Source organism: Janthinobacterium svalbardense (assembly GCF_002327145.1).
Lineage (GTDB): Bacteria > Pseudomonadota > Gammaproteobacteria > Burkholderiales > Burkholderiaceae_D > Janthinobacterium > Janthinobacterium tructae.
Window position 1 is genome coordinate 4,588,223 of sequence record NZ_CP023422.1, and the last position, 13,021, is coordinate 4,601,243.

15 protein-coding genes are annotated in these 13,021 nt (G+C 61.4%); 5 read left to right on the forward strand and 10 right to left on the reverse strand.

The genetic code is table 11. The annotated features are described in order from the left end of the window. Positions 1–5: 5 nt before the first annotated feature. The 7 genes from CNX70_RS20285 to CNX70_RS20315 form a co-directional block, all read right to left on the reverse strand. Complete coding sequence (locus CNX70_RS20285; RefSeq protein WP_244198885.1) at positions 6–1,487, reverse strand: PAS domain-containing sensor histidine kinase; 1,482 nt, start codon at positions 1,485–1,487, stop codon at positions 6–8. Further along, positions 1,484–2,323 carry an HDOD domain-containing protein gene (locus tag CNX70_RS20290; RefSeq protein ID WP_096236491.1) on the reverse strand — a complete coding sequence of 280 codons (840 nt, stop codon included), beginning with the start codon at positions 2,321–2,323 and terminating at the stop codon, positions 1,484–1,486. The genes CNX70_RS20285 and CNX70_RS20290 overlap by 4 nt, the downstream gene beginning before the upstream one ends. Continuing rightward, complete coding sequence (locus CNX70_RS20295) at positions 2,320–2,664, reverse strand: hypothetical protein (protein ID WP_096236493.1); 345 nt, start codon at positions 2,662–2,664, stop codon at positions 2,320–2,322. Before CNX70_RS20295 ends, CNX70_RS20290 begins: the two co-directional genes overlap by 4 nt. Then, complete coding sequence (locus CNX70_RS20300) at positions 2,661–3,494, reverse strand: response regulator (RefSeq protein WP_096236494.1); 834 nt, start codon at positions 3,492–3,494, stop codon at positions 2,661–2,663. The genes CNX70_RS20295 and CNX70_RS20300 overlap by 4 nt, the downstream gene beginning before the upstream one ends. A 171-nt stretch (positions 3,495–3,665) precedes the next feature. After that, on the reverse strand, positions 3,666–4,136 hold the full coding sequence (locus CNX70_RS20305) for a hypothetical protein (protein WP_157751181.1): 471 nt from the start codon (positions 4,134–4,136) through the stop codon (positions 3,666–3,668). A gap of 87 nt (positions 4,137–4,223) precedes the next feature. Further along, a complete protein-coding gene (locus CNX70_RS20310) occupies positions 4,224–5,486 on the reverse strand; it encodes a DEAD/DEAH box helicase (protein ID WP_096236498.1) in 1,263 nt (420 codons plus the stop codon). 79 nt (positions 5,487–5,565) lie between these two features. Beyond that, positions 5,566–6,624 (reverse strand): Lnb N-terminal periplasmic domain-containing protein, encoded by a 1,059-nt coding sequence (locus CNX70_RS20315; protein ID WP_167389698.1) that lies wholly within the window; start codon positions 6,622–6,624, stop codon positions 5,566–5,568. 72 nt (positions 6,625–6,696) lie between these two features. Between CNX70_RS20315 and CNX70_RS20320 the strand changes: the two genes are divergently transcribed. From CNX70_RS20320 to motA, 4 genes are all read left to right on the forward strand, one after another. Beyond that, positions 6,697–7,218, forward strand: coding sequence for a hypothetical protein (locus CNX70_RS20320; RefSeq protein WP_157751183.1), 522 nt, complete (start codon positions 6,697–6,699; stop codon positions 7,216–7,218). A 27-nt stretch (positions 7,219–7,245) separates the two neighbouring features. Then, the gene (locus CNX70_RS20325; protein ID WP_096236504.1) at positions 7,246–7,950 is read left to right on the forward strand and encodes a hypothetical protein; all 705 of its coding nucleotides are present in this window, start codon (positions 7,246–7,248) and stop codon (positions 7,948–7,950) included. A gap of 135 nt (positions 7,951–8,085) precedes the next feature. Continuing rightward, the gene (locus tag CNX70_RS20330; RefSeq protein WP_096236506.1) at positions 8,086–8,442 is read left to right on the forward strand and encodes a glyoxalase superfamily protein; all 357 of its coding nucleotides are present in this window, start codon (positions 8,086–8,088) and stop codon (positions 8,440–8,442) included. 131 nt (positions 8,443–8,573) lie between these two features. Then, a complete protein-coding gene (motA, locus tag CNX70_RS20335; RefSeq protein WP_071076441.1) occupies positions 8,574–9,437 on the forward strand; it encodes a flagellar motor stator protein MotA in 864 nt (287 codons plus the stop codon). Between the two features lie 81 nt (positions 9,438–9,518). On the opposite strand, the gene CNX70_RS20340 is transcribed toward motA, so the two are convergent. Further along, positions 9,519–10,118 carry a TetR/AcrR family transcriptional regulator gene (locus tag CNX70_RS20340; RefSeq protein WP_096236508.1) on the reverse strand — a complete coding sequence of 200 codons (600 nt, stop codon included), beginning with the start codon at positions 10,116–10,118 and terminating at the stop codon, positions 9,519–9,521. A gap of 199 nt (positions 10,119–10,317) precedes the next feature. On the opposite strand from CNX70_RS20340, the gene CNX70_RS20345 reads away from it, so the two are divergent. Beyond that, a complete protein-coding gene (locus CNX70_RS20345; RefSeq protein ID WP_096236510.1) occupies positions 10,318–11,541 on the forward strand; it encodes an MFS transporter in 1,224 nt (407 codons plus the stop codon). 177 nt (positions 11,542–11,718) lie between these two features. On the opposite strand, the gene CNX70_RS20350 is transcribed toward CNX70_RS20345, so the two are convergent. Both CNX70_RS20350 and CNX70_RS20355 read right to left on the reverse strand, forming a co-directional pair. Continuing rightward, the gene (locus CNX70_RS20350) at positions 11,719–12,204 is read right to left on the reverse strand and encodes a hypothetical protein (RefSeq protein ID WP_096236512.1); all 486 of its coding nucleotides are present in this window, start codon (positions 12,202–12,204) and stop codon (positions 11,719–11,721) included. A 2-nt stretch (positions 12,205–12,206) separates the two neighbouring features. Continuing rightward, on the reverse strand, positions 12,207–12,902 hold the full coding sequence (locus CNX70_RS20355) for a CPBP family intramembrane glutamic endopeptidase (protein WP_096236514.1): 696 nt from the start codon (positions 12,900–12,902) through the stop codon (positions 12,207–12,209). Positions 12,903–13,021: the final 119 nt, after the last annotated feature.

Consider the following 13,021-nt stretch of genomic DNA (forward strand, 5'->3'; position numbering starts at 1 on the left):
TTCGGTCATGGTACGGCGGCCTGCGCCTGGCGCACGGGCAAGGTGATGCGGAAGGTGGTGCCGCGGCCGATGACGCTGCGTACGTCGATGCGGCCGTGGTGCTTTTGCACCGTGGTGTAGGCCAGCGACAGGCCCAGTCCCGTGCCCTTGCCCACGGCCTTGGTGGTAAAGAACGGATCGAAGATGCGCGACAGGTGTTCGGGCGCGATGCCGCCGCCCGTGTCCTCGACCTCGATCCACACTTCCGTCGCGTTATCGCTGCCCGTGCGCAAGGTGATGCGTCCGTGCTCCTCGCCCATGGCGTGGGCCGCGTTGACGACCAGGTTCATGATTACCTGGTTCAGCTCGGAAGGCTGGCATTCGATATCAGGAATGTCGCCATATTCGCGCACCACGTCGGCCTTGTACTTGACCTCGTTATTCACGATATTGAGCGTGGTATCGATGCCCTGGCGCAGGTCGGCCCAGACCCACTCCTGGTGCGCATCCGTGCGCGAAAAATCCTTCAGGTCCTGCACGATGCGGCGCACGCGCGAAATGCCTTCCTTCGATTCGCCCATCAGCATCGGTATGTCGGTGCGCAGGAAGTCCAGGTCGATCTGTTCGCGCAAGGCGCGCAGGCGCGCCGCCACCACGGCGTCGGCCACGGCCGGCTCGGCTTCCTCGTAGGCGTCGAGCATGCTGAACAGGTCATCCAGGTAGCCTTCCAAGGTGCCGACATTCGAAAACACATAGCCGATGGGATTGTTGATCTCGTGCGCCACGCCGGCGGCCAGCTGGCCGATCGAGGCCAGCTTTTCCGACTGCAGCAGCTTTTGCTGGGCCAGCGACAGCTTGCTGTTCAATTCCGTCAGGGCCAGGTTCCGTTCGCGCAATTCGAGATCGGCGAGCTGGCGCTGGCGGATATCGTCAGCCAGGCGCTCATTCATTTCGGCCAGCTGGGCCGTGCGCTTGGCCACCAGGTGTTCCAGGTTGTCGTGCGCCTTGCGCAGCGCCAGTTCGGCCAGGCGCCGCTCGCTCACGTCGCGCAGGGTTTCGATGGCGCCCACCAGACGTCCCTGGCGGTCGCGCAGGGGCGCCGCCGTGAAATGCAGCCAGTGGCCGTCAGGGCCGATATCGGCAAAGAAGTCCTCGGCCTCGAAGGCGCCGGGAATCACGGGGGAGCGCTTCAGCTTGCCAAGGTAAAGGTCATTTTCACCGAGCGCGATATCGTCGGCCACCAGCAGGTCGGCCAGGCAGGCGCGCGGCTGCGGATAAAACGCCTTCCAGTGGTCGCGCGTGCCGACCATCTCGGCGGCCGTAAAGCCCAGCAGCTGTTCGCAGGCGCTGTTCCAGTGCGTCACCACGTGGTCCGTGTCGATGGCGAAGGTGGCCACCGGATGGCCATCGAAAAATGCCGATAGGGCGATAGTGTCGCCCTGGCGGCGTTCCGGCGTGGCGGGCAGCGCCTGCCCTGCATCTGTTTCCATGGCCTCTTTCTTGTTCATGCCAGCATGATCCGCGACATTTCATCGAAGGTGTGTTCGGTTTGCCCCAGCAGCGCCTGCCAGGCCTGCTCATCCAGGGCAAGGCTGCGCCAGACTGCGGGCGACAGGGCCGGCACCAGCGCATCGTCGATACCGGCCAGGTCGAGCGCCAGGGCGACGGCATTGGCCATGTGCACGGCCAGCGGCAAGCCGCCCGCCTCCAGGCGGTCGATGGCGTGGTGGTCGGCCACCGCCTGCTGTATCGCCTCGGGAAACTTCCAGTAGGCGGCCAGGGCGCTGCCCACTTGCGCGTGATCGATGCCGATGACGGCCAGTTCAGCCTCGGCCATCTGGCAGTCATGCGCCTGGCGGTAGCTGCGCACGAGCGCGTGGTCGGCCGGGAAGCGCGTCACCAGCACCAGGGTACCCAGGTCGTGCAGCAGGCCGGCCGTGAACGCCGTCTCGGGATTGACGCGCAGGTGCGGCGCCAGCAGGCGCGCGGCGATGGCCGTGGCCAGCGAGTGGCGCCAGAACGCCTTGAAATCGAAGCCGCCGGCCACGGGCGCGAAGCTGCCCGTCAGGGCGCAGGCCGTGACGACGGTGCGGATGCTGTGAAAGCCCAGCACGGAAACGGCTTGCGGAATGCTGGTGACCTTCGATTGCATGCCGTAGAACGAGGAGTTGGCGATGCGCAAGGTCTTTGCCGCCAGGGCCTGGTCCAGCTCGATCTTTTGCGCCAGCACATGCACGTCCGTATCGTCCTGGTCCATGCTCGACAGCAGCTCCAGCACCACCACCGGCAGCGACGGCAGTTCCTGTATCTGGCGGATGATATGTTCAAAATTAAGCCGATTCATGCCGCGCCCCCTCGCCGGTAGCGCTGCAGCAGCGCCAGCAGTTCCGCCCCGGCGGAATCGGGCGGCGTGGCGCGGAACAGTACGGCCAGCCGTGCCAGGCGGCGCAAGCGCTCCTGCTCGGCATGCGCCTGCGCGGCGGGGTCGACCTCGTCTTCGGCAACGACGTGGCAGCGCTCAACATTGCGCCTGCGCAAGGCTGTCAGGCTGGCCGCCGTCAGGGTGGCGCCCCGGGCCAGCAGCACGGCGCCGCTGGCGTCGCTCAGCGCCTGCGCCAGCACCATGCCTTCCTGCGCCTGCTCCATGGAAATCTCGCGTCCGCTTTCACTCACGCTTTCACTCATGTATCGGCTCCATGACGACTCAGGGTGACCAGGCTGCCGCGCGAGCGAGAATGCAAGCCCATGGGATGGACTGCCACGACATACGGCTGGCCGTCGATGGCGACCAGGCGGGGCGTGTCCTGCCCGTCGAACAGTTGCGGCAAGACCAGCGCCGCCTCGTTGCCCAGCAGGGCCGCGCCCCGCTCGAACAAATTGGCTGCCGCCGCGTTAATGAAGGCGATCATGCCTTCGTCGTCGAGCCCGATCACGGGCAGCGGCAGAAATTGCAGTACTTCGCGCGCGATGCCCAGGCTGACTTCATCGCGGCTGATCTGGTGCTGCTGCTGGCTCACCAGCGCCTGCATGGCGGCATTCGCCGCCGCCAGCGCCTGGTTGGCGTCGCGCAGTTGCGCATTCAGGCACACATTGTCGTCGTCGATGCCCTTCAGGCGAAAGGCTTCGGCGATATGCCCGCGCAGCTGTTGGTCTTCCCAGGGCTTGGTGAGGAACTTGAAGATGGCGCCCTCGTTGACGGCGTCCGTGACGGCCTGCAACTCGGTATAGCCCGACAACATTATGCGGATGGTTTGCGGACACAGCAGCTTGGCCTTGCGCAGGAAGTCGGCGCCCAGCATGCCAGGCATGCGCTGGTCCGACACAATCACGTCGACTGCATTGCTGGCCAGCACGTCCAGTCCTTCCTGGCCGCTGTTGGCCGTGAGAATATGGTAGCCATCGGGCCGCAGCAGACGCTTGAGGGAAGCGAGGATATTCGGCTCGTCATCGACCAGCAGCAAGGTGCGCGGCTGCGCCGCAGCCCTTGGCATACCATGCTCGTCGTGCACATCCATCGGACCATCCTCTCATCGCCACGGCGATATGGGAGCTTACCTGGAGCGGGAATCTGCCGCGCGGCACACTCTTGCGCGGCAGCCAGCTTGCGCTGAAATTATACGACTAAATGTTCCCGTATGACACTAATCCCGCACTTATCCGGCACTTATCCGGCACTTATCCGGCACTTATCCGCGCAGTGCCGGACAAGGCGTGTCGCGGTAAAACACAAAGCCGCCCAGACCGATGGCTTGCGTATCGGCCTTCACTGAGTACACCAGCGTGTTCGTGGCCGCCTCGACTCTCAGCAGATTCTGGTGCAGCACCGTTTGCGCGTGCGACAGGGCCAAAGATGGCGTCGGTGCCAGCTGCAAACGCAGTTCGGAGGTGGCCGCATCATACGCCCAGCGGCCCGGGTTGAAGAAAGCGAAGCCGCCGTCGAAACGCAAGCTGCCATCCTTGAACTGGGTCAGGCAAATGCCGGGAAATTCGCTGGGCGGGTTATACCAAGTGGCGGCCACGGCGGCATCAGCCGGCGTTTTGCCCGGCATCTGCATGCCGGCCTTGCCATCGGGCTTGTCACCGCTTCCGCCCATGCCGGCGCAAGCAGCCAGCGCCAGCGCGCAAACCAGTGCGCCCGCGCGCGTGATGAATGTCATGTGCATTCCCATCCCCTTGCTTTATAGAAACACAATCTTAGTCCGGGAAACCTGGCCGTTCAAGCGGCCAGCGCACATAAGGCGGATTTAATTCCCCCCGGCCGCCTTCGCAACCAAGGCTGCAGCCTCGCGCAATTTGTCCTTTTTGCTTTTGCGCGCGCCCTTCACGCCGCCGTTCACCGTATCGGTAACGGGATGCACGGGCGCGGGCAGTTCCGTCGGCTCGAAACCGGCCACCACTTCGCGCACGATGCGCAAGTCGTTGCGGTTTTCGATCAGGCGGAAATGCGCTTCCGTATCGGCCGAGACAAAACTGATGGCCGTGCCGCTTTCGCCGGCGCGGCCCGTGCGTCCGATGCGGTGCGTGTAGTCGACGGCCGAGCGGGGCAAGTCGTAATTGACGACGGCCGGCAAGCCGGCGATGTCGATGCCGCGCGCGGCCACATCGGTGGCCACCAGCACCTGCAAGCGCCCTGCCTTGAAGTCGGCCAGCAGCTGGCTGCGCGTGCCCTGGCTGAATTCGCCGTGGAAGGCGCCCACGTGCAGGCCCGCGCGCTGCAGCTTGTCGGCCACATGTTCGGCCGCATACTTGGTAGCGACGAACACCAGCACCCGATCCCACTGCTGCTGCAGGATCAGGTAGCGCAGCAGCTGCGTGCGGCGCGGCACGTCGACCGTGATGGCGCGCTGCACGATGTCGGGCTTGTCCTGCGGTTCGGACGCCACTTCGATGCGCACGGGTTCCTTGAGCAGGCTGTCGGCCAGCGCCTGCACGCTGTCGGGGAAGGTGGCGGAAAAGAACAGGTTTTGCCGCTTGCCCGGCAGCAGCGCCAGGATGGCGTTGATTTCCTCGCTAAAACCCATGTCGAGCAAACGGTCTGCTTCGTCGAGCACGCACAGCGACACGCCGCCCAGTTTCACGGCATTTTGCCGCACCAGGTCCAGCAATCGGCCCGGCGTGGCGACGACGATATCGGCGCCGCCACGCAAGTCCATCATCTGCGGATTGATCGAGACGCCGCCAAACAGCACGGAAATCTTCAGTTTGATCGGCAATGGCTTGGCCAGCGCGTGCACCGTCTGCCCCACCTGCGCCGCCAGCTCGCGCGTGGGCACGAGGATCAGCGCGCGCACCTGGCGCGGGCCGGCAGCGGGCGCCATCAGCGCCTGCAGCAGTGGCAGCGCGTAGGCGGCCGTCTTGCCGGAACCCGTCTGCGCCGCGCCGAGCACGTCGCTGCCGCGCAAGATGGCGGGAATGGCGGCTGCCTGGATGGCCGTCGGCGCGGCATAGCCGGCCTTGTCGACGGCGCGGACCAGGGCGGGAATCAGACCCAGTGAGGAAAATGGCATAGCGGGCCTTCTTTATTCGTAAAGTGAGACCGGCCGCGAAAGGCGGCCGGTCGGAATTGCGACAGTATAAGGCAGAGCGCTACTGGCGTGGCATTTGCAGTTTCGGAAAGCCCGCTTCATCGTAGCCCGGCATGCCGCGGCGGATCGCGTGCGAAAAGTCCGCGTCGTCGTTGGCGGCCCGCGCGCGCGCCGTGACGTGGCCGCCCTCGCGCAGCTGCTGGAAGCTCTGGCCGGGCACCAGGCCCTTGACGTCAAACAGATAGCGGTCCAGGTAGCCCGAGGCCATCAGCCGGTAGTCGAACGGCAGGCCCGGCACGATGCGGCGCACCATCTCGAAGACGATGGTGGTGCAGTTGGCCGTCAGGGTGTTGTAGAACTGCGGCTTGGCCTTCAGCGCTTGCGCTTCGTCCAGGTAGGCCAGGAACAGCGAGCGCATGGCCGCTTTCGGCATCATCACGCGGTACAGATGCATATCCTCGCCGCGCGCATTCGTGCGCACGCGCAGGATGTCGCGCTCGTCGGCGGCGATCAGGCTCATCTCGAAATGCTTGAAGAAGCCGCCGATGGCGGAAAAGCTCTCGCCCTTTTCCTTGCGGATCTCGATGGAAAACGTCAGGAAGCGGCCGTCGGCAAAACCGAAGGAAATCAGGGTATGCGCAATGTAGGGCCCCGTCCAGTACGACAGCGCCGTGTCCACCGTGCGCAGCTCATCGAGGTCGTAGCTGCGCTGCTCCCACTTGACCGTGTAATCGTCATCGCTGCGCCAGTCGAAATTGCGCACATTGTCCAGCGTGACCAAATTGCCCGTCACCGTGCCCGTGACATTGCGCGCCACGTCGTCGGCCCACACGCGCTGCTGCTTCGGCGTGATCAGACTCCACCACAGGAGCAGCAGGATAAAACCGGCCGCATACGGCAGCAGCACGCGCACATCGCCGCGCGTCCACCACAGCACCACGCTGGCCACGCCCAGCGCGCCCCACAGCAGCGCGCCGATGGCTTGCGCCGCCGTGCCGCCGGACAGCTGGTACCAGAGCGCCAGCGCGCCCCACAGTGCAGTCAACAGAAGAATCAGGGAAACGGCCATTTTGCCGAGGGTGGCCAGCACGGAGCGGGCACGCAGTGATAAGAAAGTCATGCCCTGATTATAAGGGCAAGTGAAGATGGGCAAGTATTTCGGACGTGCCATCCTATCTTGGGACAGGTCACGATGTTATTTCGATGGCATAATGATTTCTTTTGCAATCAATTCTGCCTGCGTATGCAACTCCATGGTTTTTCCATCCTCAAGGGTTTAACCAAAATATTGCTTGAAGGGCAAGAACTTGACCTGCACAACGATTACGAATTCACACAGATCGACTACCGCATCGCTGCACGGCAACTGCAGCTGCATTGGGTACGCAGTGCCGGCGACTGGGTCAGGCCATCCATGCCCCCGGCGCTGACACTGGTGTGCGCAGGCGTGCAGGTGCTGAAAATCCGGGAATCCAGCGAAGATGAGCATGTTGACGGGGAGAAATGCCTGTCCTCCATCGGCTTCATGTGGAATGCCATGCGCGATGACATGGACGGCGTCGCATCGCATGAGGCGAGCCAAGGCTGCACGGATCTCGCGTTGATTTTCATGAGTGACCTGAGCATCAAGATTGCCGCCGCCGAGGCACGCATCCTTGTTGGCGCCGGGCCGGCCAATCAGGCCGCATCCATCGCAGCAGAGCAACAACGATAACAAGCACAACAACATTCAGGTGACACTTTGCAGCATCAAACGCTCTACGCCCTCGCCGGCAGCCTCAACTCCCTCTTCATCGTCGTCAGCTTGTACGGCCTGTGGTCGCAGCTGCAAAAGATCTGGCAGCGCAAGCACGACGCCAGCCTGGGCGCCGGCCAGACGACGGACATCCTGTCGCTCAACCAGTTCAGCGTCAGCTTTCTTGCGTATTGCGCGTTCTTCGTCTACGGCTATTCGATCACGCCGTTCAACCATTACATCGTCTGGCCCCGCTTGATCGCTTCGCTGATCGCGCTGGCCATCCTGTATGAAATCGACCGCGACCGCCGCAGCCTGGCATCGCGCAATGCACTGCTGGCCTGCGCGCTGCTGCTGTGCGCGGGCGTGGCGGGGCTGGCGTTCGGCCCCACCTTCACCGATGAAAAGCGCGTGATCTCGCAAAGCCTGATCGTCGCCGTCACCGTGCTGCTGGCGCAGGGCTATGCGCACCAGATCCGATTAATCTGGCGCTCAGGCAAGACGGGCGCCGTGTCGGTGAAAATGAGCCAGTTCATCCTGGCGATGGATGTCAGCACCATCTTCTTTGCCTGCGTCATGGGGCTGAAAACCGGCTGGCCCCTGCTGCTGCTCGCCTGCGTCAGCGCCACCACCAAGCTGATCATCATGTGGCTGTTCCGCTGGGAGAAGACCAGCGCCGCCGCGCGGATCAAACGGCAAGTGCCGGCCTGAGGCTAAGTAACAGTGCTCGCACTGCGTCGCTGCAGGCGCCTTGCACCGCATCCGGTTCTGTTCGTCATAAATTTACAATAATTTCCCGAGCATTACTTAGAATGGCGGGATCGCCACCATGTTGAAAGCGCCGCCATGCATGCTCCCATTCCTATCCTGCGCAGCTTCTCCGAAGCCAAGGCGCGTGAGTTCTACCTCGATTTCCTCGGTTTTACCCTGGACTGGGAACACCGCTTCGTGCCCACGGCGCCGCTGTACCTGCAGGTGACGCGGGGCAATCTCGTGCTGCACCTGAGCGAGCACTACGGCGACGCCACGCCCGGTGCGGCGCTGCTGATCCCCGTCGACGACATCGCCGCCCTGCACGCGGAGCTGCAGGGCAAGGATTACCCGTATGCGCGGCCCGGCATCCGCGACGAGGACTGGGGCCGCATCCTGGAAGTGGCGGACCCGTTCGGCAACCGGCTGCGCTTCTGGCAGCGCAGCGAATAACGCCTATTGTCCGCTCAGAGCGCGCTTTTATCAATTTTCTCGGCCAGCAGTTGCAGCCGGAAGCGGCCACGGCAGCCGAATCAGGTTAAACTACAATATTGCGATATGGCAATATTATGAAGGAGTAAGTTTTGCTAGTCATACTCGGATTTCTCGTCGTGCTGTTTTCCGTCTTCGGCGGCTTCGCCATGCAGGGCGGCCACCTGGCGGCCCTGTTCCAGCCGCTGGAATTGCTGATGATCGGCGGCGCCGCGCTGGGCACCTTCTTTGTCGGCAACGACGCCAAGGCCATCCGCGCCACGTTCGCCGCGCTGCCCACCCTGTTCCACGGTTCGCAATACACAAAGGCGCGCTATATGGAGCTGATGGGACTGATGTATGAAATCCTCAGCAAGATCCGCAAGGAAGGCCTGATGTCGGTCGAGGACGATATCGACGATCCCTACCGCAGCGCCATCTTCGTGAAATACCCGTACACGCTCGGTGACGAGCACATCCTGGAATTCATCACCGATTATTTGCGCCTGATGGTGTCGGGCAATATGGACGCTTACCAGATCGAAAACCTGATGGATAACGAGATCGAGACGCACCATGAAGATGCGGAAATGCCGATCCAGACGATTTCGCAGCTGGCCGACGCCATGCCCGCCTTCGGCATCGTGGCCGCCGTGATGGGCGTGGTGCATACCATGGCTTCCGTCGGTCTGCCGCCAGCCGAGCTGGGCGTGCTGATTGCGCAGGCGCTGGTGGGCACCTTCATCGGCATCTTGCTGGCCTACGGCTTCATCGCCCCGCTGGCCAGCTTGCTGCGCCGCAAGCACCATGAAACGGCGAAGATGTACCAGTGCGTGAAAGTGACCTTATTGGCCAGCCTGAACGGCTATGCACCGGCGCTGGCCGTGGAATTCGGCCGCAAGGTCATTTCCGCCACGGAACGCCCCTCGTTCAGCGAACTGGAAAACCACGTGCGCCAGGTGCGCACGAAGAACTGAGCCGGCCAGTTTCGCTTGCCCGGCGCGTCAGGCATCCGGCGACGGCAGCGGATACGCCAGTGCGCTTCTGGCGGCTTGCTGTCATTGGCGCGATGACCTTGTAACCAACAGCCCGCGTAGTAGCAATTCCAAGGCAGCAACTCCCTCGATCAATCGCGCCGTGCCTTCGTCACCGTCTGCGATCCAGAACGCCGCTTCTGCCAGACTGCCGTAAATCAGCAAAGCCAGTGCCCTTGGGCTAGCGTCTGCCACGATGCCTTGATGAATCAGCTCCTGGATAATGCCCTGCATCGACGCGACGCAATGGCGCTGCGAGTCCGGTGAGGCACCACCCAGGACCGCCCTGGCATCGCGTAAAACGATGCGCTGAATTTCCGGCTCCAGGGCCATCTCCAGATAGGCACGGCAGCGACTGCGAAAACCTTCCCACAGATCGTCGGCGCGTTCGGAGATGGTTTGCAGGCGGCCATCCATTTCCGCGTCGATCTGTTCCACCACCGCGAGCAGCAAGCCCTTCTTGTCGCCAAAGTGGTGATACAGCGCACCACGCGTCAGCCCTGCCTGCGCGGTGAGGTCATCCATTGATGTGTCGGCATAACCGCGCTCGCTGAACACTTTGCGGGCAGTGGCCAGCAACGATGCACGGGTTTCTTCCATTTCGGCACGGGTGCGGCGAACCATTGCTTTCTCCTTACATACGTAGCGCATGATTGTTTACATACAGTGCGTATGAATATATACTTATTCATACGCGATGTATGTATTATCACTGTGACGTGTCTCCATTGCAAGCTGGGCATGCCATTGCATGGCAGTGACCCGACGCCGCCGGATGCCGCCACACGCCATTTATCGAACGATCCAATGAAGGAAATGAAGCATGAGTACGTCTCCCTGCGCTGCAACAGCAACCGCTGTCCGTCACCCGTGGCTGGCGGTCACCGCCATAGGCATGGCCACCTTCTCGGTAGTGACAACGGAAATGCTCCCGGTCGGCCTGTTGACGCCGATTGCTGACACGCTGGACACCTCCACCGGAACCGCCGGCCTGATGATCTCGCTGCCAGCATTCCTGGCGGCCTTGTTCGCGCCGCTGGTCGTGATCGCATCGGCAAGCCTGGACAGGCGCAAAATTCTCTGTGGTTTGCTGAGTGTGTTAGTGATCGCGAACATTGCCTCGGCATTGGCACAAAACATGGCGTGGATGCTGGCTGCACGTGTACTCGTCGGTTTTTGCATGGGCGGCATCTGGGCCATTGCCGGCGGCCTGGCTTCCCGCCTTGTTCCGGCGCCCTCAATCGGTCTGGCAACGTCGATTATCTTCGGCGGAGTAGCGATCGCTTCCGTGCTGGGCGTACCGCTAGGCGCACAAATCGGCGACTTTGCAGGATGGCGCTGGGCCTTTGGCGCCATGGCGCTGTTGAGCGGCCTGGTACTGGCGCTGCATCTGGCCGTCATTCCGGCGCTGCCTGCTGCCAGTGCGGCGACCGTGCGCCAATTCGGCAAGCAGTTGCGCAACCGCCAATTGCAAGCGGGGCTGCTGCTAACCCTGTTGCTGGTGGCGAGCCATTTCATGGCCTTCACCTTTGTGCGTCCGTTGTTGCTGTCAGTGTCGGGGTTTGATGCGCAATGGCTGGGCGCACTGCTGTTTTTCTATGGCTTCGCTGGTATCATTGGAAACTTCCTGGCCGGTGCCGTTGCGCTGCGGCGCACGGCGCCCACCATCATCGCCATCTCGGCTGGACTGCTGCTCACGCCGCTACTCTTCCTGGCAGCCGGCGACTCCCGCATCGGCGGCGGCGCGGTGTTGCTGGCCTGGGGACTTGCCTACGGTGGTGTATCGGTCGGCCTGATGACCTTGATGATGAAGGCGGCGCCCCGGGCCGTGGAGATAGTCGCCGCGCTGTACGTGAGTGTCTTCAATGTTGCCATTGCGCTCGGGGCATGGGCCGGTGGACAGGCCGTCGACAGACTAGGCCTTTCCGCCAACCTCTGGCTCGCCGCAGGATTCGCCGCTGCTGCCTTGTTGCTGTCGTTCAGGATCCGCTTTATTGAACACGCAATGAAAGCTGCTGATAGGCAGCTTGGCTCTGCAACGGACTGAGGCAATAAAATCTGTCATGAAAGCTTCTGGCTGCTTGCCGTTGCTGGCAGGTTCCGCCCCATAGCGAACGTTGCGAACTAATTGCAAAAATTTTCCAACCCAGATGGGTGTAAATTGGTACGCTCAATTTAGCGCATGACGCTTGAATGGTTCAGCTTTCCTCACACATCAACAGAATCAGAACTTTCGGTGGCCATCGTCGGCTTCGCATCGCCCATTAAATGTCATCAAGCCCTCGATTGTCATGTCTCCGGATCGGCGGTCAATGGATAGCGTAGGTTTGTTTAGCCCATTTAACTGAAATTGGCCACGAATCTGGTTGTGGCCAACAATAAGGTCGTTAATACGCCACCAACCGTCGTCACTTCCACCACTATTGAGTGGCGGAATGAGACTTTTAGGAATATGAATGCTTCCCTGATCGTCATGAATCGATACGACAATGGACGCATCCTGATTAGTTTTCCCCGTTTCCCATCCCAACTTGGGAACGAATTTGTGCTGCTTTTCGTCCCATTCATAGCCAGAGCGGCTTTGCAAAGTAGTCTTCTCGGCTTGGCCGTAGCATTGCAACTGAATGTCTTCACCACGGGCTTGCTCAAAGGGCTGTGCATTCGCATAAACGACCGAAATAGTGAGCAGAACGGAGATCCATACTTTCATCTTCAAGCTCCTTTTGAGACGGCAGGGATCATTGCATGGCCGCGAATTCCACGAAGTAGATAGAGGCCATACAAAAATATGGGGAGCACGGCCAGTAGTCCGGCGTAAGGAAGCGATGGGCTGCCTTTGGCTGCCCCGTTAGACAGCGCGGAGATCATCAGCGAAAAGTCCCAAAGTCCGTGAACCACTACCATTGGCCATACTGAACGAGTCCGTACCCTAATCGCAGCATATGCGAGTCCTTGCATAAAGGCAGCTACACTCTGCCACAATGCATCGCTAAACTCACCAGTAACAAATCCATTCAACGCATGCACTGCGCCAAAGATGGCCGATGACATCAACAAAGCCGGCCACATCGTATATTTTGTTAGAAACCCTTGCAGCAGAACAGCACGAAACATCAGCTCTTCGGACAGGCCGACCAGGGCCGTATTGCAGGCAACGATCCATATCATGCTAAGTGGAGGCAGACCGCTAATCCAGGCAATCACCAACATCAGGATCGCATACAGCAAAGGAAGCCATCCGAACCACACTGTCCTGGCCGGATCAGGCAAGAGAATGCCAGTTGCGCGCCGATCATTGGAGGCCAGCGTCACTACCATGACAAATATCGCGGCCAACGCTAGGGGGATACTTATTGCGCCGCTGACACCATCAGCGAGCGAGTGCTTGGCGTCATCTGTTGTGAACAAGGAAGCACTTAGTGTCAATACGAGCCAGATAGCAAGGGCTCCTAACGAAAGCGGTAGAGTTATACGCACTTTTTCCTCACGTTATGAAGTGGGAGCATGGAAAGCTAGAACATCCTTTT